This is a genomic window from Oricola indica (genome assembly GCF_965227485.1).
Classification (GTDB): domain Bacteria; phylum Pseudomonadota; class Alphaproteobacteria; order Rhizobiales; family Rhizobiaceae; genus Oricola; species Oricola indica.
The window spans coordinates 3,370,142-3,391,724 of record NZ_OZ245747.1 but is presented as its reverse complement, the minus strand read 5'-3'; the positions used below and the strand labels follow the sequence as shown (position 1 = coordinate 3,391,724).

The 21,583-nt window shown below is 63.1% G+C and carries 18 protein-coding genes; 12 read left to right on the top strand and 6 right to left on the bottom strand.

The window, feature by feature from the left end; all coding sequences use genetic code 11:
• Positions 1–18 precede the first annotated feature (18 nt).
• Entirely contained in the window at positions 19–786 is a 768-nt protein-coding gene (locus ACQK2M_RS17030) for a glycoside hydrolase family 25 protein (RefSeq protein WP_425420071.1), read from the bottom strand.
• A gap of 220 nt (positions 787–1,006) precedes the next feature.
• On the opposite strand from ACQK2M_RS17030, the gene ACQK2M_RS17025 reads away from it, so the two are divergent.
• A complete protein-coding gene (locus ACQK2M_RS17025) occupies positions 1,007–2,389 on the top strand; it encodes a serine hydrolase domain-containing protein (protein WP_425418764.1) in 1,383 nt (460 codons plus the stop codon).
• A gap of 3 nt (positions 2,390–2,392) precedes the next feature.
• On the opposite strand, the gene ACQK2M_RS17020 is transcribed toward ACQK2M_RS17025, so the two are convergent.
• Positions 2,393–2,959, bottom strand: coding sequence for a transglycosylase SLT domain-containing protein (locus ACQK2M_RS17020; RefSeq protein WP_425418763.1), 567 nt, complete (start codon positions 2,957–2,959; stop codon positions 2,393–2,395).
• A gap of 172 nt (positions 2,960–3,131) precedes the next feature.
• On the bottom strand, positions 3,132–3,674 hold the full coding sequence (locus ACQK2M_RS17015; protein WP_425418762.1) for a cupin domain-containing protein: 543 nt from the start codon (positions 3,672–3,674) through the stop codon (positions 3,132–3,134).
• 79 nt (positions 3,675–3,753) lie between these two features.
• On the opposite strand from ACQK2M_RS17015, the gene ACQK2M_RS17010 reads away from it, so the two are divergent.
• Positions 3,754–4,092: a DUF4440 domain-containing protein gene (locus ACQK2M_RS17010; RefSeq protein WP_425418761.1), complete on the top strand. Its 339-nt coding sequence runs from the start codon at positions 3,754–3,756 to the stop codon at positions 4,090–4,092.
• A gap of 3 nt (positions 4,093–4,095) precedes the next feature.
• Here ACQK2M_RS17010 and ACQK2M_RS17005 read toward each other — a convergent pair whose 3' ends face one another.
• Positions 4,096–7,740 (bottom strand): hydantoinase B/oxoprolinase family protein, encoded by a 3,645-nt coding sequence (locus tag ACQK2M_RS17005; protein WP_425418760.1) that lies wholly within the window; start codon positions 7,738–7,740, stop codon positions 4,096–4,098.
• Between the two features lie 90 nt (positions 7,741–7,830).
• On the opposite strand from ACQK2M_RS17005, the gene ACQK2M_RS17000 reads away from it, so the two are divergent.
• The 4 genes from ACQK2M_RS17000 (at position 7,831) to ACQK2M_RS16985 (ending at position 10,674) form a co-directional block, all read left to right on the top strand.
• Positions 7,831–8,337 carry a winged helix DNA-binding protein gene (locus ACQK2M_RS17000; RefSeq protein ID WP_223476850.1) on the top strand — a complete coding sequence of 169 codons (507 nt, stop codon included), beginning with the start codon at positions 7,831–7,833 and terminating at the stop codon, positions 8,335–8,337.
• A gap of 116 nt (positions 8,338–8,453) precedes the next feature.
• On the top strand, positions 8,454–9,047 hold the full coding sequence (locus ACQK2M_RS16995; protein WP_425418759.1) for a hypothetical protein: 594 nt from the start codon (positions 8,454–8,456) through the stop codon (positions 9,045–9,047).
• A 125-nt stretch (positions 9,048–9,172) separates the two neighbouring features.
• Complete coding sequence (locus ACQK2M_RS16990; RefSeq protein WP_425418758.1) at positions 9,173–9,910, top strand: TerB family tellurite resistance protein; 738 nt, start codon at positions 9,173–9,175, stop codon at positions 9,908–9,910.
• Positions 9,907–10,674 carry an N-acetylmuramoyl-L-alanine amidase gene (locus ACQK2M_RS16985; protein ID WP_425418757.1) on the top strand — a complete coding sequence of 256 codons (768 nt, stop codon included), beginning with the start codon at positions 9,907–9,909 and terminating at the stop codon, positions 10,672–10,674. Before ACQK2M_RS16990 ends, ACQK2M_RS16985 begins: the two co-directional genes overlap by 4 nt.
• On the opposite strand, the gene ACQK2M_RS16980 is transcribed toward ACQK2M_RS16985, so the two are convergent.
• Positions 10,665–11,657, bottom strand: a complete 993-nt coding sequence (locus ACQK2M_RS16980) for an alpha/beta hydrolase (RefSeq protein WP_425418756.1) — start codon at positions 11,655–11,657, stop codon at positions 10,665–10,667. The genes ACQK2M_RS16985 and ACQK2M_RS16980 overlap by 10 nt on opposite strands.
• A gap of 109 nt (positions 11,658–11,766) precedes the next feature.
• Between ACQK2M_RS16980 and ACQK2M_RS16975 the strand changes: the two genes are divergently transcribed.
• The gene (locus ACQK2M_RS16975; RefSeq protein WP_425418755.1) at positions 11,767–12,084 is read left to right on the top strand and encodes a hypothetical protein; all 318 of its coding nucleotides are present in this window, start codon (positions 11,767–11,769) and stop codon (positions 12,082–12,084) included.
• 89 nt (positions 12,085–12,173) lie between these two features.
• A complete protein-coding gene (locus tag ACQK2M_RS16970; RefSeq protein ID WP_425418754.1) occupies positions 12,174–12,842 on the top strand; it encodes a response regulator in 669 nt (222 codons plus the stop codon).
• A gap of 31 nt (positions 12,843–12,873) precedes the next feature.
• On the opposite strand, the gene ACQK2M_RS16965 is transcribed toward ACQK2M_RS16970, so the two are convergent.
• Positions 12,874–16,380 (bottom strand): PAS domain-containing hybrid sensor histidine kinase/response regulator, encoded by a 3,507-nt coding sequence (locus tag ACQK2M_RS16965; protein WP_425418753.1) that lies wholly within the window; start codon positions 16,378–16,380, stop codon positions 12,874–12,876.
• A 158-nt stretch (positions 16,381–16,538) separates the two neighbouring features.
• Between ACQK2M_RS16965 and mscL the strand changes: the two genes are divergently transcribed.
• The 4 genes from mscL to ACQK2M_RS16945 all read left to right on the top strand — a co-directional run bounded on the left by mscL (position 16,539) and on the right by ACQK2M_RS16945 (position 21,444).
• Positions 16,539–16,952, top strand: coding sequence for a large conductance mechanosensitive channel protein MscL (gene mscL / locus ACQK2M_RS16960; RefSeq protein WP_425418752.1), 414 nt, complete (start codon positions 16,539–16,541; stop codon positions 16,950–16,952).
• Positions 16,953–17,024: 72 nt separating this feature from the next.
• Entirely contained in the window at positions 17,025–18,215 is a 1,191-nt protein-coding gene (locus tag ACQK2M_RS16955; protein WP_425418751.1) for a pyridoxal phosphate-dependent aminotransferase, read from the top strand.
• Positions 18,216–18,295: 80 nt separating this feature from the next.
• Complete coding sequence (locus tag ACQK2M_RS16950; RefSeq protein WP_425418750.1) at positions 18,296–20,122, top strand: type I secretion system permease/ATPase; 1,827 nt, start codon at positions 18,296–18,298, stop codon at positions 20,120–20,122.
• Positions 20,119–21,444, top strand: a complete 1,326-nt coding sequence (locus tag ACQK2M_RS16945) for an HlyD family type I secretion periplasmic adaptor subunit (RefSeq protein ID WP_425418749.1) — start codon at positions 20,119–20,121, stop codon at positions 21,442–21,444. The genes ACQK2M_RS16950 and ACQK2M_RS16945 overlap by 4 nt, the downstream gene beginning before the upstream one ends.
• Positions 21,445–21,583 lie beyond the last annotated feature (139 nt).

The following is a 21,583-nucleotide window of genomic DNA, read 5'->3' as shown; positions in this document are numbered from 1 at the left end:
CGGTGTCGGTAATATCTGTCAGATTCGGTTGGCGGAAATCCAGCCCCGCCAATCGGAGGCGCTGCCGGAAAAGACATTGATATCGGTATTGCCGGATATGCCGGGCACGACGCCCGTCCCGGTATATTGCCAGAACGTCCAGTTGCGTCCGGGATAGGTCACGCGCGGATGCGCCTTGACCGTGCGCAGCCAGAAAGTCTCGTTAAGGAAATGGCCGGCAATGTTGCGCTCGTAGAAATCGGGCGTGGTGTAGATCATTGGCCGCTTGCCGTAATGGCGTTCGAGCCGGTCGAGGAACACGCGCATTTCCGAGCGCACTTGTGCGGGGGCGGGGCGCTTTCGGCACGTCGGGGACTGGTGGTTCCATTCCATGTCGAGAACGGGCGGAAGCATGCCCCGTTCCTTCGGAACGTGACGAATGAACCAGTCCGCCTGTTCCTTTGCCGGGCGGCAGAAATAGTAGAAATGGTATGCGCCGCGCGGCACGCCCGCGGCCCGCGCTTCGCGCCAGTAGTGGCGAAAGCGGTCGTCCACGCGGTCGCCGCCTTCCGTTGCCTTGATGAAAGCAAAGGAGACGCCCGATTTCTTCGCCGCGCGCCAGTTGATCGCGCCCTGGTATTTGGAAACGTCGATGCCGTGGATTGCGTAGCGGTGCGGCGCTCCGCCCTCGAATGTCTCGACCGGATCATTGTCGGCGAAACGCTGCGCGGCCAGCGGCAGGACGGAATCCGTGAAGTCGTAGGAAATCTGCGAGCAGCCCGACAGCGCCAGCGCGGCGGCGATCATGATTGTGCGACCGAAGTGCGAAAGCACCGATTCGTCCCCTTACTGCCCCACGCGATTGTAACGCGGCGTAACCGCATCGTCATCGCCTGAACACGCGAAAATTGTGTCCGCAGCGTGGCCTGTCGCGACGTCACCATACGGTCGGCGCCAGAAATGGTTGACGCGGGCTACCCGGCGCGACTAGCTCCATTCAACGATAAGAAAAAGGGCAGGGTAAGCCATGCGGGTCGTCAAGGGGATCGTCGGAATCGTCGCGGCAATCATCGTCTTAGCCGTGGGTTGGCTTTTCGTCGCGCCGCCGGAACTGATCCGGGTCGGCTCGGGATATTCCGCCAAGATCGTCTGTTCCAATACGTTCCTGACCGAACGCGATCCGCAGGAGGTCCTGGAAACCGACGTCCAGGCGCCGGGCCATCCGCTTCTGCGTATCATGCGGGTCTCTGTCGATCGCACCACCGGCATTGTCCGCGCTGGCCTCTTTGGCATGTTCGGAAAGGGCACGGCGCTCTACCGCGAAGGGCTGGGCTGCGCCGCCGTTCCCGATGGCGATGTCGAGGCGGCCCGCGGGCGGCCGGCGCCGCTGCCGCCCGAGGCCGACGAGCCGGGCGAGGGGCTCTGGCCGGAAGGGTCGGAAGTCATGCCGCTGGAGGATGGAGAGCTTTACGCTGTCCTCAACGACGAGGCCCTGACCGGACCCGGCATGCGTGCTGTCGTGGTCGTGAAGGACGGCCGGATCATCGGCGAACGCTATGGCGAGGGGTTCGACGAGACGACGCGCCTGCTCGGCTGGTCGATGACCAAGACGGTGACGTCGGCGCTGATTGGCAGGCTGGTTCGCGACGGTCGCCTGTCGCTCGACGAGGCCGGCTTGTTCGACAACTGGACCGATGGCCGTTCGGAGATCACGCTTGCGGATTTGCTCGGTATGGCCAGCGACCTGACCTGGAACGAGGGCTATGGCGACGTGTCGGACGTCACCCGCATGCTCTATCTCGAGCCCGACATGGCCGCTTTCGCTGCTTCCATGCCGCTCGATACGGAAACACCGGGTGGAATCGGCGAGGTGTTCGAATACTCGTCGGGAACGTCGGTGATCCTGTCGCGGCTGTGGCAGAATGCCTTCGAGGACGAGACCGAGGCTCTGGCCTATCCGCGCGCCGCCCTGTTCGACCCGCTCGGCATGACATCGGCCGTCCTGGAAACCGACGAGCACGGCACGTTCGTTGGCTCGTCCTATCTCTATGCGACGGCGCGCGACTGGGCGCGTATCGGCCAGTTCCTTTTGCAGCGCGGTGTCTGGAACGGTCGTTCCCTTCTGCCGGTCGGCTATGTCGACTGGATGGTGGAGCCGCACCCGGCATCCGGCGGCGACTATGGCCGCGGCCATGTCTGGCGCCGTGCCTCGAATGCCTGGCTGCCGGGCGACAACCCGGAACTGCCGGCGGATGCCTTCTTCCTGTCGGGCCATGACGGCCAGTCGGTTTCGGTGGTCCCTTCGGAGAATCTCGTCGTGGTGCGCATGGGGCTGACGCCCACCGCGCTCGGCTACAAGCCGGCATTCCTTGTCGAAGCGCTGATAGAAACGCTCGGCCGGCCGCAATAGCGGTTACTTGGAGCGCAAACCGGTCTCGACGAGCATGCCGCGCGATTTGGCGACGTAATAATAGCCGGCGGAATACAGATAGACGGCCCGGTCCTCGCTGCCGTCAGCGAGCATCCATGCGCCGCGCAGATATTTCACACCGTATTTGAGATTGGTCTCGGCATCGTAGAGCCCCGCCGCATCGCCGCGATATCCCATCGTGCGCGCGGTCTGCGGCTTGATCTGCATAAGCCCGTAATGGCCGCCGTTCTGGGCGTTCGGATTGTAAGTGCTTTCGCGTTTGACCACCCGGTGCACAAGCCTTTCCGGCACGTTGTATTGCGAAGAGTAGCGCGAGATCATGCGATCGATCGCCATGCGGGATTTTGACGCTTTCGGCTTGTCCGTCGCGGCATAGGCCATTTCGACCACTCTCTCGGCCTCGCGCGCTTCTTCCTCGCTCAGCGATAGGCCGGCGGCAACCGCCGGCGCGACCGACAATGTCTCGACGACACTGCTTGCCGTGCAACCCGCGAGGCTCGTCATACAAAGCGCCGCGGCGATGGCGGGCAGGGGATTGGTGATCGGCATACGCTGAACCCTGAAATGTCCGAAATGTCAGCCTGTACGGCCTTTCTGGCTCTTTCAGGGCAATATGGGCGGAATCAGGGCAGGCGGTCCGAATAACACATTTGGAAACACAATCCGGCGAAGTTGGGCATCGTCCTGTCTCCGCGAAGCGGATTGACCTAAGTCGACTGCGCTAGGTGTCTTTCATCGAGACCAGCCGCGAGAAGGGCCGTCCGTAAAGCGGGTCGACATCCGGCGGCGCGACGTCGCGGATGGTGGCCAGAACGCGGTCGTCATAACCCTCGCTGTCGCGGATGGTGGAGAAGTTGTCCTGACCGGGCGGGTAGCCGCCGCACACGGTAAAGCCGTCGCGTTTCTCGATCTGCTTGTGGCCGTAGCCGGGCGGCAGGATGATGACGTCGCCTGCCGAGACCTCGACCTCCTGGCCCTGCGGACCGCCGAGCATCAGTGTCGCACTCCCCTTGGCGACGGCAAGGACCTCGAAGGCGTCCGGGTGAAAATGGTGGTAGTCGAAAACCTGCCACGTCCATGCGCCGCCCCAGCCGTTTTCGGCATAGAGCGCATGAATCTCCGCCGGGTCGGTTTCACCGGAAAGCACATCGGAAAGGATAAGCGCCGGGTAGCGCTCATTGTTGGGAACATCATCGCCGCGTTTCGCCGCAAGTCGATGGATTTCCACGCTGTCGCAAGGTGCAAGGTTCAAGGTCGCGGACATTTTCGCCTCCTGATTATGGAACGATGCGCCGCCAAGATTGTTCCACGTCGAATGCATTCAAGCGAGCGGATACTTTAAAATGCCGACTGAACTTTGGGACATAGAACGCAGACTCTGGCTGGAAGGCGAGAATTTCTTTGCCGAACACATGACCGAGGATGCCGTGATGGTATTCCCCGAGCCGGTCGGTATCCTGCGGGGCGACGCCATTCTCCGGGGACTGAGGGGAACCCCGCGCTGGACCTCGGTCGATGCCGCCAATTTGGAAGCCGTCAAGCGCCGCGACCTCGCCGTGCTTGCCTATCGTGCGATCGGCAAGAGCGAGGGACGGGCGCCTTACGAGGCGCTGTGCATGTCGACCTACGAACGCCGCAAGGGCGACTGGCGTATCGCCGGCCATCAGCAGACACCCGTCTGACTTCTACTCCGGCAGATACCCGCCGGGCGTCGGCGTCGTGACGATCACGGCTTCGCCGGCTTTCACGCTGGTCTGGTCGCAATGTTTCAGCTTTTCCATCGTACCGTCGAGCCTGCGGATTTCGGTTCGCCCGCATTCGCCGTCGCCGCCGCCATCCAGCCCCTTCGGCGGAATGGTGCGGTGGTTCGACAGGATCGCGCATTCCATGTCTTCCTGGAAGCGCAGCACACGCCGTGTGCCGTCCCCGCCTGAGAACTTGCCCTTGCCGCCTGATCCTTTCCGGATGGAGAACTCCTCAACGACGATCGGATAGCGCATCTCGAGGATTTCCGGATCGGTCATGCGGGTGTTCGTCATGTGCGTATGGACGCCCGACGCCCCCCCGAAACCGCGCCCAGAGTTCATCTTGCCGGCCGGTGAGCCGGAGCAGATCGTCTCGTAGTTCTGGTAGCGCGCATTGCCGTAGGTCAGATTGTTCATCGTGCCTTGCGCGTTTGCCAGCGCGTCGAGCGCATAGAGCAGGCAATTCGTGACATGCTGGCTCGTCTCGGTGTTTCCCGCAACGACCGCCGCAGGATAGCTCGGCTTGAGCATGCATCCGTCCGGAATGACGATGTTGATCGGCCTCAGGCAGCCCGCGTTCATCGGGATATTGCCTTCCACCATCAGTCGGAAGACATACAGCACGGCGGCGCGCGTCACCGGTTCCGGCGCGTTGAAATTGTTGTCCGTCATTGGCGATGTGCCGGTGAAGTCGACGGTCGCCTCGCGTTTCTCCTTGTCGACGGTGATCTTCACCTTGATCGTCTGGCCGTTGTCGGTCGGGTACTCGGCCTCGCAATCCGCCAGCGCGTCGATCACCCGGCGCACGCTTTCCTCGGCATTGTCCTGCACGTGGTTCATATAGGCCTGCACCACCGGCAGCGTGAAATGGCCGACCATCTTCCTCAGTTCGGCCACGCCCTTTTCGTTCGCGGCGATCTGGGCGCGCATGTCGGCGAGGTTCTGCTTGGGATTGCGCGCCGGCCACGGGTGATCGGTCAGCAGCTTGATGAACGCATCGCCGCGCAGCCTGCCATCCTCGACCAGCTTGAAATTGTCGATCAGCACGCCTTCCTCGTCGACATGCGTCGCGCGCGGCGTTGCCGACCCCGGCGCCATGCCGCCGACATCGGCGTGGTGGCCGCGCGAGGCGACGAAGAACAGGATTTCCTCGCCAGCCTCGTCGAACACGGGTGTGACGACCGTAATGTCGGGCAGATGCGTGCCGCCATTGTAAGGCGCGTTGAGCGCATAGACGTCGCCCGGTTTCATGTTCGGGTTCTGGCGGATGATCGATTCCACCGAGCGGTCCATCGAGCCCAGATGCACCGGCATGTGCGGGGCGTTGGCGACAAGCGCGCCCGTCGCGCCGAACACCGCGCAGGAGAAGTCCAGCCGCTCCTTGATATTCACCGACGAGGCGGTGTTCTGCAACGTCACGCCCATCTGCTCGGCGATCGACATGAAGAGGTTGTTGAACACCTCCAGCATGACCGGATCGGCATGGGTGCCGATCGGTGCGACACGGTCCTTTTCGATGAAACGGGTCATCAGGATCTGGTTGTGCGCCGTGACATTCGCCTGCCAGCCGGGCTCGACGACAATGGTCTGGTTGTCCTCGATGATGATCGCCGGACCTTTCACCGTGTCGCCGGGCGTCAGCGGGGCAGGGGCGTCCGCGGTACGCAGGTAAAGCCCTGCCTCCTGCCATGCGCCGCCGGTAAAGACATTCTGCCCGAAGTCTGCTTCGCGCTCCTTCTCCTCCGGAGGCGTCTCGGCTTCGCCTTCGGCGTGATCCGGCGTTTTTTCCGCCGCTTCCACGCCGACCGCCTCGACGATCAGTTCGCGCGACGGATCGGTAAAGCCGAACTGCGCCATATGCGCCGCTTCGAAATCCTTGGCTGCCCGATCGAGGTCCTTGCCGTCATACTGCACCTCGAGGGCGGTGTCGGTGCCGGCGTAGCGGATATGCAGAACCGGCTGCGTCGTAATGTCGTCGGCGTCGATGTCCTGTCCGGTCAGTTCTCCGGCGGCATCGGCTGTCAGTTCCGCGATCAATCCGTCGATTGCGTCCCGGTTTTCCTCCGCGAGCGTCTCGACCAGCGCATGTTGGCGCGACGCGTAGGTCTTCGAAAGGCCGATTCCATAGGCCGAGAGCAGGCCGGAATAGGGGTGGATCAGCACCGCCTTCATGCCGAGCGCGTCGGCCACAAGGCATGCATGCTGGCCGCCGGCGCCGCCGAAGCAGTTGAGCGCATAGCCGGTCACGTCATAGCCGCGCTGCACCGAGATCTTCTTGATCGCGTTCGCCATATTTTCGACCGCGATGGTGATGAAGCCTTCCGCGACTTCCTCCGGCGTCCGGTCGTCTCCGACCTTCTCGGCGAGCGCGCGGAACTTTTCGCGCACGAGATCGGCGTCCAGACGCTCGTTCTGCTCGGGTCCGAAAATCGCCGGGAAATGCGCGGGGTCCAGCTTGCCCGTCATCACATTGGCGTCGGTGACCGTCAGCGGTCCGCCGCGCCGATAGGCCGCCGGCCCGGGATTGGCCCCGGCCGAATCGGGGCCCACCTGGAAGCGCCCCGCATCGTAGTGCAGGACGGAGCCGCCGCCGGCCGCCACCGTGTGGATGCGCATCATCGGCGCGCGGATGCGCACGCCCGCGACTTCCGTGTCGAAGGCGCGTTCGTAACTACCGGCATAATGCGCCACGTCGGTCGAGGTGCCGCCCATGTCGAAGCCGATCACGTCGCGAAACCCTTCCGCCTTCGCGGTTTCGACCATGCCGACCACGCCGCCGGCCGGCCCCGACAGGATCGCATCCTTGCCCTGGAACAGGTCCGCCGCCGTCAATCCGCCCGACGACATCATGAATTGCAGCCGCGTGCCGCCCGGCGCGTCCGAAACGCCCAGTTCGCTGGCGACCTGGTCGACATAGCGGCGCAGGATCGGCGACAGATAGGCATCGACCACCGTCGTGTCGCCGCGCCCGACCAGCTTGGCGAGTGGAGAGACCTTATGGCTGACCGAGATCTGCGGAAAGCCCATCATCGAGACCATCTCTTCCGCCGCCAGTTCGTGCTCCGGATGAGCCCAGGCGTGCATGAAGGCGATGGCGACGGCCTCGATGCCATCGTCGAGTGCGGTGCGGACCGCTACCTCGACGCTGGCGAGATCGACGGGAACTTCCACCGTGCCGTCGGCCAGCACGCGTTCCGGCACCTCGATCACCCGCTCGTAGAGCTGTTCGGGCAGGATGATTTCCTTGGCGAAAATGTCTGGGCGCGCCTGGTAGGCGATGCGCAGGGCGTCACGGAACCCCTTGGTGATCAGCAGCAACGTGCGGTCGCCCTTGCGCTCCAGCAGCGCATTGGTGGCGACGGTGGTGCCCATGCGCACCGTACCAATCCGCACCGTCGGCACAGCCTGTCCCTTGGGTACACCGAGGAGGTCGCGTATGCCCTGGACGGCCGCGTCACGATAGGCTTCCGGGTTTTCCGACAGAAGCTTGTAGGCATGGACCGTGCCGGCGGGATCGACACCGAGGACATCCGTGAAGGTGCCGCCCCGGTCGATCCAGAAGTCCCAGCGTCCGATGTCCGACATATCGCTTCTCCCTGTTTGGTGAGTATCAACGTTGACAATTTATCGACATTTTGTCAACGTGATCCTGTCCAATTCACGGGAGTTCCGTCCATGAGCACCGATTACGTCGTCTCCTCGGCGCATCTTGCGCAATCGCGCCTGCCCGAGTCGTCGGAGCTCGAATTCGCGATGACCATGTCGAACCATGCCTATCATCGCTGGATGGTCCGCTGCATGGCGGCGGCGGGTGCGCCCGGCCATTCGCCGCTGGAAGTGCTGGTGGTGCATCTCGTACACCATCGCGACCGCCCCAAGACGCTGGCCGATATCTGCCTCGTGCTCAATGTCGAGGATACGCACCTCGTTTCCTACGCTGTCAAGAAACTGGAGGCGCAGGGCCTCGTGACCACCGGGCGCGACGGCAAGGAAAAGACGGTGTCGATCACGAAGAAGGGGACGGAAATCTGCAAGCGCTACGGCGAACTGCGCGACCGGCTTCTGCTTTCGGCCATATCGGGCCTCGGTTTCGACACCGAGGATATTTCGCGTCTCGCCGCGTTGCTGCGTGCGCTTTCCGGCTCCTACGATCAGGCGGCGCGCGCCGCCGCGGCCATGTGAGTTTCCTGACCGGGCTCGTCTGAAGGTCTGCAACAGCGAGTCATTAAGCGTGATGGAAACCTCACGGCATCCTTTCGTTGCAATGGCGGAACAACAAGCCACGAAAGGATACTCTCATGCGTAGAATTCTTCTCTCCACCGTTTCCGTCGCTTCGCTTGTCGCTCTTGCCGCTTGCAGCGACGATGTCGCGCAGAATGGCGCCGAGCAGGATCCGGTCGCGACCGAGCAGTCCGCCGAGGTTGATACCACAATCCCGACGACGGACGATGACGCCGGCACGATGGCCGATGCCGGCCAAACCGATGAAAACGCCTTGCCAGGCGACACCGACATGCAGGCTGATGCCGGCACTGATACGGACGTGACCATCGACGAACAGATGACCGCCGCAACAGGCGCGGACGAGACCGGCGCCGACGCTGTCGAGGAAGTCCGGCAGAGCGTTGCCGACGCGCGAGACGCGATCGAAACGCAGTCTGAAGCTGCTTCCGTGCAGGCCCTGATTCAAGTCGAGCGGGCGGTCGACAATCTCGATGACCCGAAGGATGCCCAGGAAGCCGTCGACACCGCGCGCAATGCCGTCGTGACCGGTGACTTCGAGGCTGCGCTTGCCGCGCTCAGCGATGTCGAGATGGCTGCCGAAGCCGGCATGCAGACCGGCGCAGTGATGGAGCCGTCCGACGAGACGACGGCGAGCACGACCCAGTAACGGTCATTTGACTGGAAAATCTGGCGCCCGGGCTTCATCGCCCGGGTGTTTTTCATGAAATGTGCGCCGTTTCAGGCCGCGAAAGCGCCCTTACAAATCCTCAATTCATCCGGTAAGGGGAATTGATGTCGATTTGGGTCCGAATCTCCGATTTCGTCTCCGCCAAGGCGACGACCGCGCTGACCGGGGTGGTGGAAGCCGTGCGCACGGTGTTTGCCGGCGATCCGGCGACACGCCGCCGCGTCGCCTTTTCGATCGCGATGATCGCTCTGTCGGCCAAGATGGCCAAGGCCGATGGCGTCGTGACCGAATCGGAGGTCGATGCGTTTCGCGAGATATTCGACATCCCGGCCGACGACGCGCGGCGCGTCTCAAATCTCTACAATCTCGCCAAGCAGGATGTGGCCGGCTACCGCGTCTATGCCGAGCAGGTTGCCGGACTGTGCGGCACCGGTGCGCCCGATTGCCCGTTGCTCATAGATGTGCTGGACGGCCTGTTCCACATCGCCAAGGCCGACGGTGTGGTGCATCCCAACGAGCTTGAATTCCTGACCGACGTCGCGACGATCTTCGGCATCTCGGGCGTCGAGTTCGAGCGCGTCACCGCGCGCCATGTCGATCGCGGTCAGCGCGACCCGTGGCGCATTCTCGGCCTCGACCGTGACGCCACATATGCCGATGCGCGCCGGCGATATCTCCAGCTTGTGCGCGAGAACCATCCGGACCAGATGATGTCTCGCGGTCTGCCGGAGGAGTTCGTGAAGATCGCCAATGATCGCATCGCCGCCATCAACGATGCGTGGGAGCTTGTCGAGCCGGAACTCAAGGCCGTCGCTGGCGAGGCGGGTTCGCGAAGCGCATGAACGAACCGATCTTTGCGCCGGATTTCGCTGATGCGGCTGTCCGTGTTTCGCCCAACACGGGCGAACGGCGCGACGGCAAATCCGTCGATATTCTCCTGTTGCACTACACCGGCATGGAAAGCGGCCAGGCCGCCGAGGACTGGCTCTGCAATCCGGAAAGCGGCGTCTCCTGCCATTACATCGTTCACGAGGATGGACGCGTGGTTCAGATGGTGCCGGAAGCGCTGCGTGCATGGCATGCGGGCGAGAGCCGCTGGAAAGGTGAAGCCGACATCAATTCGCGCTCGGTGGGGATCGAGATCGTCAATGGCGGCCACGATTACGGCCTCCCTTCCTTCCCCGAAACCCAAGTCGCGGCGGTGAGCCGGTTGGCGCGGGAAATCTCCGCGCGCCACGAAATCATGCCCGAGCGGGTGCTCGCCCATTCTGACGTTGCGCCCGGACGCAAGAGAGACCCCGGTGAATTGTTCCCGTGGTCGATACTCGCCGAGGGCGGGGTCGGACACTGGATCGAGCCGTCGCCGGTGCGCGGGGGGCGGTTCTTTTCGGCGGGCGACACCGGCCAGCCCGTTGAGGCGCTGCAATCCATGCTCGCCCTCTATGGCTATCGCACCGCCATTACCGGCGTCTTCGACGAGATGACGACAGCCGACGTCGCCGCCTTTCAGCGCCATTTTCGTCCGCAGCGCGTCGATGGTGTCGCTGACGCCTCGACCGTCGAAACCCTGCACCGCCTGCTATCGGCACTCCCGGCTTACGCCTGAGCGGAAGCCTCGATCATACGGTTGAGAAAGCCGTCCATCTGGGAGAGGCTTTCTTCCGCCAGCGCCGTGTCGAAACCCTGGAAGACGTGGCAGCCGCCCGGATAGATGCCCAGTTCGACGCCATTGCCGGCCGCGTGCCAGCGTTGCGCCATCATCATCGTGTCGTCGATCAGCAGGTCTTTCGTGCCGCATGAAAACAGCGCCGGCGGCATGCGGTCGAGCGCTGCATAAAGCGGCGAGACATCGGCAGACCGCGTGTCCTCGCCGCCCTGCAGGAAATTCTCGGTGAACTTGAAGATATCACGCGTGTTGAGAATCAGCTTGTCCTTGCCCCAATTGCGCACGCTTGGCGTCCCGCCGAGGTCGTAGCAGCCAGCGACGAGGTTTGCCGCCCGGAACGGCCACAGCCCGTGCCGGTCGCGAAGGCGCAGAAGCGTCACGGCGGACAGGTGCGCGCCGGCGGATTCCCCGCCGATGGCAAGGAATTCGCGGGGTATGTCGTGAGCGGTCGATGCGATCAGCCACAATGCTGCCGCCTCGCAATCGTCGGGCGCCGCCGGATAGGGGTGTTCGGGCGCGAGCCTGTAGTCTACCGAAACGGTGACGAGGCCGGTGTTCTCGGCGATCTGCCGCATCCGATGGTCCATTTCCGAAGGCGTGCCCATCACCCAGCCGCCGCCATGGATATGCAGATAGGCGCCCCGCGCGGCGCGCGCGCGCGGACGCAGCACACGGACCGGAATGGAGTGGCCGTCCCCGTCCACCATGTGCACTTCCGCATGCGGGTCGGATGCCGAGATCGGGAACGATCCGCGTCCCGCCGCGCGTGCGGTTCGGATCAGCGGCAACTCGTATTTCCAGATGTCGGGCGCCTGTGACAGCCGGTCGAGGATCGCCGCATTGTGTTCGCGCACCTCCGGCGCAATCGCCGCCTCCGAGAACGTCTCGGCATTTGGCCATTGCGGATCGGCAAACTTCGCCATCGGTGGTCTCCGTCGTATGGTGATCGAATTGGATTGAAGGCACGTAACACGCAGATACCGGCTTCGTCATTCACGGCAAGCCGAATGCCCCTGAGATTCTGGAGACGTCATGACGGTCCTGCGCATAATCCTCGCCATTTTCGCAACAGCATTCGCGGCGCTGATCGTCTGGGCCGTCATCGTTGGTGACTTCGCAACGGCCGGCGCCTGGCTGACGAGCGATCCATGGGGCATCGTGACGCTCGCCGACCTCTATTTCGGATTTCTCCTGAGCGCGGTCGTCATCGCTGCATTCGAGCGCCGTTGGGCCGCGATCCTGTGGATCGCGCCAATTCCGATCATCGGCAATCTCTGGACGGCCATATGGTTCATTGTGCGTTTTCCTGTCGTTTTGAGCCGCATTACTGACCGCAAGCCTGCCGGTTGACGTCTTTGCCTTGACAGCGCATGTCTAGCGCCCGTCATAATTGGGCGGTGTCGGACGGCTGACGCACGGACGATAAGGGGGAGAGGGCAATGGCGGTACAAATTCTGGTAGCGGACGATCATCCATTGTTCAGGGATGCGATCAAATCTGCCATCAGTGTTCCGCTTGGCGACGATCTCGAAACGCCTGTCATCAGCGAGGCCGGCGATTTCGGGGCCGCGATGACTGTGCTGAACGAGAATCCCGAGATGGACCTCGTGCTGCTCGACCTTTCGATGCCCGGTTCAAGCGGGCTATCGGCGCTGGTCTCCGTTCGCGCGGCATTTCCTGCCGTTCCCGTCATCGTGATCTCCGGAACCGACGATGTCACGACAGTGCGCCGTTCCGTCGAACTCGGCGCTTCGGGCTTCATCTCGAAATCGGCGCGCATGGAGACGATCCGCAAGGGCGTCGCCAATGTGCTGGCCGGCGAAATCGCCCTGCCGGAGGGGATGAATCTCGGCAGTGAACACGATCCCGAGATCGAAGACCTGATTCGGCGCATTCGTACGCTGACCCCGCAGCAGGCGCGTGTGCTCGGCATGCTGGGTGAGGGGCTGCTCAACAAGCAGATCGCCTATGAGCTTGGCGTCTCCGAGGCCACCATCAAGGCCCATGTCTCCGCCGTGCTGCAGAAACTCAATGTCGACAGCCGCACCCAGGCCGTCATCCTCCTGTCGAAGATCGGCGCGGACATGCTGCGCGAGGACCAGGAATAGTCCTGGATCCTCGGAACGCGGCGCATTGGGATTATTCCGCCGCCGCGCGTTCCTGCGAAACATTTGAGAGAAGCGCTCTGAGCGCCGCCGGCTTGAGCGGCTTGTTCAGGATGTGGATATCCGCGTTTGCCGCTGCCGCGCGCAGCGGCGCGGACCGGTCGGCCGTTGCCAGGATCGCGAACATCTTGGGCGACAGCCGCGACCGCATCGCGGCGATCACGTCGAGCCCGTTGTGACCGTCGTCGAGATGGTAGTCGGCGATGATGACGTCCGGCACCACGCCGGCCTTCGAGATTTCTCCAAGCAGCGATTTCTGGGTTGGTGCCGCGATAACCTGCGCGCCCCAGCCCTCCAGCAGGACCCGCATGCCCGACAGGATTGTCTCCTCGTTGTCGATACAGGCGACCACCATTCCCGCGAGCACCTGGCGCGCGCCCGCTGCCCGGCTGACACGCGCCGGCTTCGCGATCAGCGCCTCCGAAGAACGCTTGATCCGCACCGTGAACATCGTGCCGGTTTTCTGACGAGACTTCATGTCGATCGTCAGGCCGAGAACCCGCGATATCCGGTCGACGATGGAAAGCCCGAGACCGAGGCCGCTCGCGATCCGCGCGCCTTCCGACAGGCGCTCGAACTCCTTGAACACGGTCTTCGCCTTTTTCGACGAGATGCCGATCCCGGTGTCGTGAACGCAGATCAGCGCGTCGTCGCCGTCGCGGCGCACCCCGACCAGGACCTTCCCGGTCTTGGTGTATTTCAGCGCGTTGGAAACGAGGTTCTGCACAAGTCGCCGCAGCAGGTTCCGGTCCGACTCCACCACGGCGGTTGAGGGCACCACGACGAATTCGAGCTTCTTCTCGTCGGCCAAGGGCTGGAAGTCCGTCTTGATCTGGTTGAGCAATTCGCCGAGCGAGAACACCGAGGGGTTGGGCGTCATCGCGCCGGCGTCGAGCCGAGAGATGTCGAGGACCGCGCCGATGATGTTTTCCACGGCCTGCAGCGAGGAATCGATCTTCGTCGCGATTTCGCGCTCCGACGAGCGCTTCCCGGCGGTGCGCTCCACGAGCGAAGAGGTGTAGAGACGCGCCGCGTTGAGAGGCTGCGAGATGTCGTGACCGGCCGCGGCGAGGAACCGCGTCTTGCCGAGATTGGCTTCCTCCGCCAGCGCCTGCGCGCGCGCCAGTTCCCGGTTGACGTTCGTCAGTTCGGCGGTCCGCGCCGCGACGCGCTGTTCCAGGCTTTCCTTGGCGCGTTTCAGCGCCTCGTCGGCTTCCACCCGGCCGGTGATGTCTGTGTAGGTCACGACGATGCCGCCATCGGGCATCGGATTGGAGCGGACTTCGAGAATCCGCCCGCCGCGTTTCAACGGCAACTGCCAGACCCGCTTGAACGCAGTGATGTTGTCGACCGCCTCGAAGGCCATCTCCTCCGAAACCTGCCCGTCGCTGACGAGACGTTCCATGATCAGCTTGATCGGATAGCCGAATTGCCCCATCTCGCTCGGCAGGCTCAAAAGCGCGCGGAACTGCGTGTTCCAGTTGGTCAGGCGCAGGTTCTTGTCGAAGACCGAAATCCCCTGGTCCATCTGGTTGAGCGCCATCTGAAGCAGGTCGCGGTTCTGCTGCAGCGCCTCCGAGGCGTCGTCGAGCAGTTGCACGGTTTCGCGCGATGACGCGCCGTCCTTCTCGAACAGCAGCGAAAGGACCAGCCGTGCCGAGGACGATCCGACCGCCGAGGCGAGGATCTGCTCGGCATAGCGCACGACCGTGATGTCCGTCGTCTGGCGCCCGTCGAGCGATCGGCCCTCGCGTTCCTCGAAGGCGGCGAAGGCCCGTTCGGTGCGAGCCCGCCCGACATAGCGGCTCAGCGTGGCCTTCAGGTCGTTGATGGTGATCGTGGTCCGGAACCGGCGGATCTTCACGGTCTGGGGCGCGTCGCGCGGCACGAAGGTGATGGCCTGCAATCGCTCCAGCGGAGATTGCGCCCGCGATATCGACCCTATGACCAGCAGGACGACATTGACCAGCAAGCTCCAGAACACGCCGTGATTGAGCGGTTCGGCCACGACGCCGAACAGCGCCTGCGGCCGCAGACTGTCGATTCCGAAAATACCGTTGCGGATGAACGGATCGTCCGCGCCGAGCAGGGTGGGAAACAGCAGCGTGTAGGCCCAGACGACGAAGCCGGCACCCATGCCGAGGATCGCGCCGCGCGCGTTCGCGCCGCGCCAGAAGAGCCCGATCACGAGAGCCGGCGCGAATTGCGCCACGGCAGCGAACGACAGCAAGCCGATCGCGGCGAGTTGTGTCGTGTTCGCAGCCGCCCGGTAATACGCGAAGGCCGCGATCAGCATGATGAAGATCGAGATGCGCCGGATGTTCAGGATCACCCGCGTCCAGTCGCCGGAATCCGTCCTGAGCCGTCCTCCGGACCGCCACAGCAGAAGCGGTATGACGAGGTCGTTGGAGATCATCACCGCCAGCGCCACCGAGGCGACGATCACCATGGCGGTGGCGGCGGACAGGCCGCCGGTAAAGGTCAGGAATGCGAGGAAGTCCTGTCCCGCCGAAAGCGGTAGCGCCAGCACGTAGGAATCCGGCGAGACGTCCGGACCGAGATTGAGCATGCCGGCGACGGCCAGCGGCAGAACCAGCACGTTGATGACGATCAGGTAGAGCGGAAACATCCAGCGCGCCCGGCGCAGTTCGACATCGGCGCGGTTTTCGACGACGGTGACGTGGAACTGGCGCGGCAGCGCGAGAATCGCCGAGGCGCTGAGAAGCGTCATCACGATCCATGTGGACGGTGAACTGCCCCGCGAGATTGCCGATACGACACGCTCGTCATTGCGGATGGCATCGAAGATCGGGCCCGGTCCGCCATACATGAAAAACACGACGGCGGACGCGACGACCAGGAAGACGATGATCTTGACGAGCGACTCCAGCGCCACCGCGAGGATCAATCCGTCCTGGTGTTCGGTGGCGTCGGCATGACGCGTGCCGAACAATATCGCGAAGACGCTCAAGAACAGCGCGACAACCAGAGAGATGTCGAGGCGGAAGGCGTATTGGCTGTTTCCGAACACGTCATAGTGGCCCGCCATGAGCGTGACCGAATCCGAAATCGCCTTCAATTGCAGGGCGATATAGGGAACGGTGCCGATCACCGCGATCACCGCCGCCAGCGCCGCCACCCAGGCGTTCTTGCCGTAGCGCGCCGCCAGGAAGTCGGCGATCGACGTGATCTTTTCCGCCTTCGACAACACCACGATCCGTTCGATCAGCTTGTAGCCGAGCGTGAAGACGAGGATGGGACCCAGATAGATGGTGAAGAACTGGAAGCCGCTCTGCGACGCGACGCCCACCGAACCGAAGAATGTCCAGGACGTACAATAGACCGCAAGGCTCAGGGCGTAGATGTTCGGGCGGGGAACATTGCTTGGTCCGCCCCGCGACCTGCGATCGCCATAGGCGGCGACGGCGAACAGGATCGCCAGGTAGCCGAGCGCCACAATGATGATCAGGCCGCCCTGCATTCATCCTCCCGTCAGAAGGCCGCATTCAATCAAAACGGCCCGAACCTGTCCAATTGCTGTGCATAGACCCAAATCTGGCGAATTCACAACCGAGCGCCACTGGTATAATCATTGGTGCCGCGTCTGCGGGGCGTTCTGGAGCAAGGTGGAGGGATCTTATGCTCGACGAGTTCAAGGAATTTATCGCCAAGGGCAATGTCATGGACCTTGCCGTCGGCGTCATTATCGGCGGCGCGTTTGGCGGAATCGTCAAATCGCTGACTGACGACATCATCATGCCGATCGTCGGTGCGATCTTCGGCGGCTTCGACTTTTCGGACTATTTCGTGCCGCTGACCTCGGGCATCGATGCGCCGACGCTCGAAGCGGCGCGCGAACAGGGCGCGGTGCTGGCTTACGGCAGTTTCTTCACCCAGATTATCAATTTCCTGATCCTCGCCTGGATCATCTTCATGATGGTCAAGGCAGTCAACAACCTGCGCCGGAAGGAAGAGCCGGCTCCCGCCGCACCACCCGCGCCGCCGGCCGACGTACAACTCTTGACAGAGATCCGCGATCTCCTGAAAAAGTAGCAGCCGCGATTATTGCATCGCAAACGCCCCGGCCTGTTGGCCGGGGTTTTCGTTCCCGCCACGGATTTCCGCATGACCAGCCCCCAGTCGTCGCTTGAGCGTTTCCACCTGCGCGCGGAGGCCCTTCATGCGCCGCCAAGCGGTATCGTCGCGGTCGTCGATCATGCGCGAGGCCGTGACGGTCTTGTTCCTCTCTGGGTCGGCGAGGGCGACTTGCCGACGCCGCGGTTCATATCCGAGCCGGCCGCCGCTGCGCTTCTGGACGGCGAGACCTTCTACACCTGGCAGCAGGGCATTCCCGAACTGCGCGAGGCGCTGGCGCGCTATTACGAGCGCCATTTCGGGATCCGGTCCGGGCCGCGTGACTATGTCGTGGTCGGTTCGGGGATGCAGGCCATCCAACTAGCGATCCAGGCGATCGCCGGCGCGGGAGACGAATGCGTCTATCTCTCGCCCGCTTGGCCGAACTTCGCCGCTGCATTAGAGATCGCTGGCGGCAAGGCCGTACCGGTCGGTCTCGATTTCGCCGAAACCGGATGGACCCTGGACATGTCCCGGCTGGAAGCCGCGATCACCCCGCGCACCCGCGCCCTGTTCATCAACACACCGTCCAATCCGACCGGTTGGGCCGCGACCCGCGAGACGTTGTCCGCGATCCTGGAGCTCGCGCGCCGGCACGGGCTCTGGATCATCGCCGACGAGATCTATTCGCTGTTTTGGTACGGGCAGGGCACTCGCGCGCCGTCCTTCCTCGACATTCAGGAAGACGGCGATCGCATCCTTTACGTCAATTCCTTTTCAAAGAACTGGGCAATGACCGGCTGGAGAGTGGGCTGGATCAAGGCGCCGCCGGCCCTGATGCCGGTGTTCGAGAACCTCGTTCAGTATTCGACATCGGGCGTGCCGCAGTTCATGCAGCGCGGCGCGACCGTGGCGCTGGACGACGGCGACGACCTGATCGCCTCTCACCGCCAGAGGGCGTCGGAAGCGCTCGAAATCCTGACCTCTCGCCTCGGCGCGACCGGACGCGTCCGCTTCGCCCGCCCCGACGGTGCCTTCTACCTGTTCTTCGAAATCGAGGGCGTAACGGACTCGATGGCGAGCGCACTTCGTATCGTGGATGAGACTGGCGTGGGCCTCGCGCCCGGCGTCGCATTCGGCCTCGGAGGCGAGGGGTTTTTCAGGGCCTGCTTCAACCGGGATCTCGGCCAGATCGCGGAGGCCGCCGCGCGGCTTGAGGGCTTCATCGCTGCCAGAAACTGAGTAATAGACCTTTTCAGCAGTTTCTTTAGCGATTTGTGCCTTTTTGTGTTTTATTCCGCGCGGTGAATGGGACTTGGGCAATGCAATCGACTTGGAAGCACTTGAAGCGTGCAGCTGTCGAGATTGGCGTGTTTTCCTTCTTTGTGAACATGCTGATGCTCGTTATGCCGTTGTATTTGCTTCAGGTTTACGATCGCGTCTTGCCGTCCTCCAGCCTCGAAACCTTGCTGTTCCTGTCCATTATTGCCGGCTTTGCCCTGTTGCTCCTCGCCGTGCTTGAAATAGTACGCGCGATATATGCCAACCGCATTGCCACACGGCTCGATGTCATGGAAAGCCGCGATGCGATGACCGCGGTCATGGAGTCCCCGCGCGCCGCTATGGGTGACATTCAGGCGCTGCGCGATCTTTCCGCCATTCGCGGGTTTATCGGGTCCCGACAGGTCTTTGCCCTGTTCGATCTGCCGTTCGCGCCGCTTTTCATTTTGATGCTCTGGTTCATCCATCCGGTTCTGTTCGTGCTCGCGGCCGTTGGCGCGGCGGTTCTGACGATGGTCGCAATCGCCAACCAGGTCGCCACCGCGGAAGCGGTCCGGAGGGCTTCGGAGAACACTATCGGCGCGATGATGACCGCCCAGTCCTTCGTGCAGAATGCGGAGACCCTGCGCGCCATGGGCATGATGGGAAACGCGATCGCCGCCTGGGGCAGCCAACATGCGCCGGCCTTGCAGGCCAATGACGATGTTGCGCGCATCAATGCGTTGTTTGCCGGCCTTTCGCGCTTCCTGCGTCTCGGATTGCAGATCGCCATTCTTGGTTTTGGCGCATGGCTGGTCGTCGGCGGCGAAATGACGGCGGGCATGATTTTCGCCGCTTCGATCATATCGGGCAGGGGACTGCAGCCTATCGATCAGGTGATTGGCGGCTGGCGGCAATTCGTCGAAGTTCGTGCCGCCTGGCGGCGTTTCAACAAGGCGGTCGGTGCCGTCCGCGAGGAACAGCCGCGTACGGCGTTGCCCGCGCCCGTCGGACGAATGGATGTGGAAAGCCTTGTCTATTTCGCGCCCAATTCCGCGCCGGATGCAAAACCCGTCATAAAGCGTATTTCGTTTTCGATCCCGCCGGGCATCGTCGTCGGCATCGTGGGGCCGAGTGGGGCGGGCAAGTCGACGCTCGCACGTCTCCTGGTTGGTGCGATCCGGCCGCGAAGCGGGGTCGTGCGTATCGACAAGGCGGATCTCCAGAACTGGGATCCGGAAAACCTCGGTCGGCATATCGGCTATCTGCCGCAGGACATCGAACTGTTACCCGGCACGATCCGTCAGAACGTGTCCCGCTTTTCGCCCGACGCCGAGGACCAGCAGGTGATCGAGGCGGCGCAGCGCGCCCATGTTCATCAACTGATCCAGACCATGCCGAATGGATACGATACGATAATCGGCGCGCAGGGCTCTGTCCTTTCCGGTGGCCAGCGCCAGCGGGTCGGGCTGGCGCGCGCCTTTTTCGGCAAGCCCAGCCTGCTTGTCCTCGACGAACCCAACGCCAATCTCGATGCCGACGGCGACCGGGCGCTCGAAGCCGCGCTGGAGGAGGCGCGGGTTTCGGGAACCACCGTCGTCATAATCACCCAGCGCCGCGCCATCGTCGACAAGGTCGATGCGCTGATGGTTCTCCGTGACGGGGAGATCGAGGATTACGGACCGCGCGACGAGGTGCTGGCGCGCCAACAGAAGAAACTGGCGGAGGAAGTCGCGAGGCGCAAGCAGGCCGCAAATCTCAACCGTGATGCGCCCCCGTCGGATGGCAGCGCCCCGCCTGCGGACGAAGGCGCGAAGTCGCCCTTCGCCTCGTTCGGTCCGGGGTTGCGCCCGGTTTCCGCGGAAAACGGTCGGGAAAAGAACCAATGAACGCTGAAACGAACAATGCCGCATGGGCTGCGGCCGTGAGGACGGGAACCTCGAAGATAGCGCTCGTTGGCTACATGGCGCTGATCCTCTTCATAGGCGTCTTCGGCGTTTGGGCCGCGACCGCGCCATTGACCGGTGCGGCGATCGTCGTCGGCGTGATCGGCGCGGCCGGCCAGAACCAGGTCGTCCAGCATCTTGAGGGCGGCATTATCAGCAAAATCCACGTCCATGAGGGCGATCAGGTCTCTGCCGGCGATCCGCTTTTTACCATGGACGGTACCCGCGCCCAGGCGTCGCTCAACACGCGAACCAAGCATTGGGTCAACCTGGTCGCCCGCAAGGCGCGCCTCGAGGCCCAGCGCGACAGCGCGGAAGAGGTCACGTTCGACGCGAAACTGGTTGACGTCGCCAGGGCGAACGGCCTCGACCATGTTCTCGAGGAACAGCGCGACGAGTTTCGCGCGCGGCTCGTTCGCTTCGAGTCCGAGGTTGTCATTCTCAATCAGCGTGTCGCCGCCGGCGAAGAGGCTATCGTCGGCTTCAAAGCCCAGAAACAGGCTCTGGAAGAGCAGCTTGCGGTTGTCAGCGATGAAACCGAGCGCAAGGAAAAGCTGCTCGACCAAGGGCTTACGAACCGTTCCGAATATACGGCGCTGCTTCGTTCGCAGGCAGACCTGATCGGCCAGATTGGCGCTATCACATCGCAGATGGAACAGACGCGCAGCCGCACGGCCGAGGCGAGGGAGCAACTGGTTCGTCAGAAGAGCCAGCGCGTCGAGCAGTCGCTGACGGAACTGAACGACGTCAGCGCAAGCATCGGCGAGATCGAGGAGCAACTGAGCGCCGCCGAGGACGTCTTGGCGCGCGTCGTCGTTCGCGCGCCCTCCGACGGGCTGATCATCCGGATCAATCAGAACACACCCGGCAATGTGGTCGGACCGGGCGAGGAACTCGCACGCCTCCTGCCGACATCAAATGAACTGATCGTCGAGGCGCAATTGAGCCCCGCCGATGTCGATATCGTCCGGCCTGGCCAGCAGGCCGAATTGCGTTTCGTTGCGCTCAATATGCGCACGACGCCGCAGGTTCCAGGCACAGTCACCTATGTCTCGCCGGACCGCCTTGTCGATCCGAAGAACGGGCAGCCCTATTTCATCGCCCGGCTCCGCATCACCGACGATCTGCCGACGGAAGTCGACAGGAGCCAGATCTATCCGGGCATGCCCGTCGAGGCGATGATCTCTACTGGTGACCGGACCTTCTTCGAATATCTGCTCAAGCCGCTGACTGACTCCTTTTCAAGGGCGTTTCGCGAGCAGTGACACAGTTCTGAGGCGGTTCATGCCGCCGAGGAAGGGCACGGATGGATGTCCATCAGGTGTTAAGCCTTGCCCGCTAGATTGCCGCGGATGAGCTTGCGGGCTGCCCGGCGTTGGGCGGTTGCCGCATCGCGGCGGATAT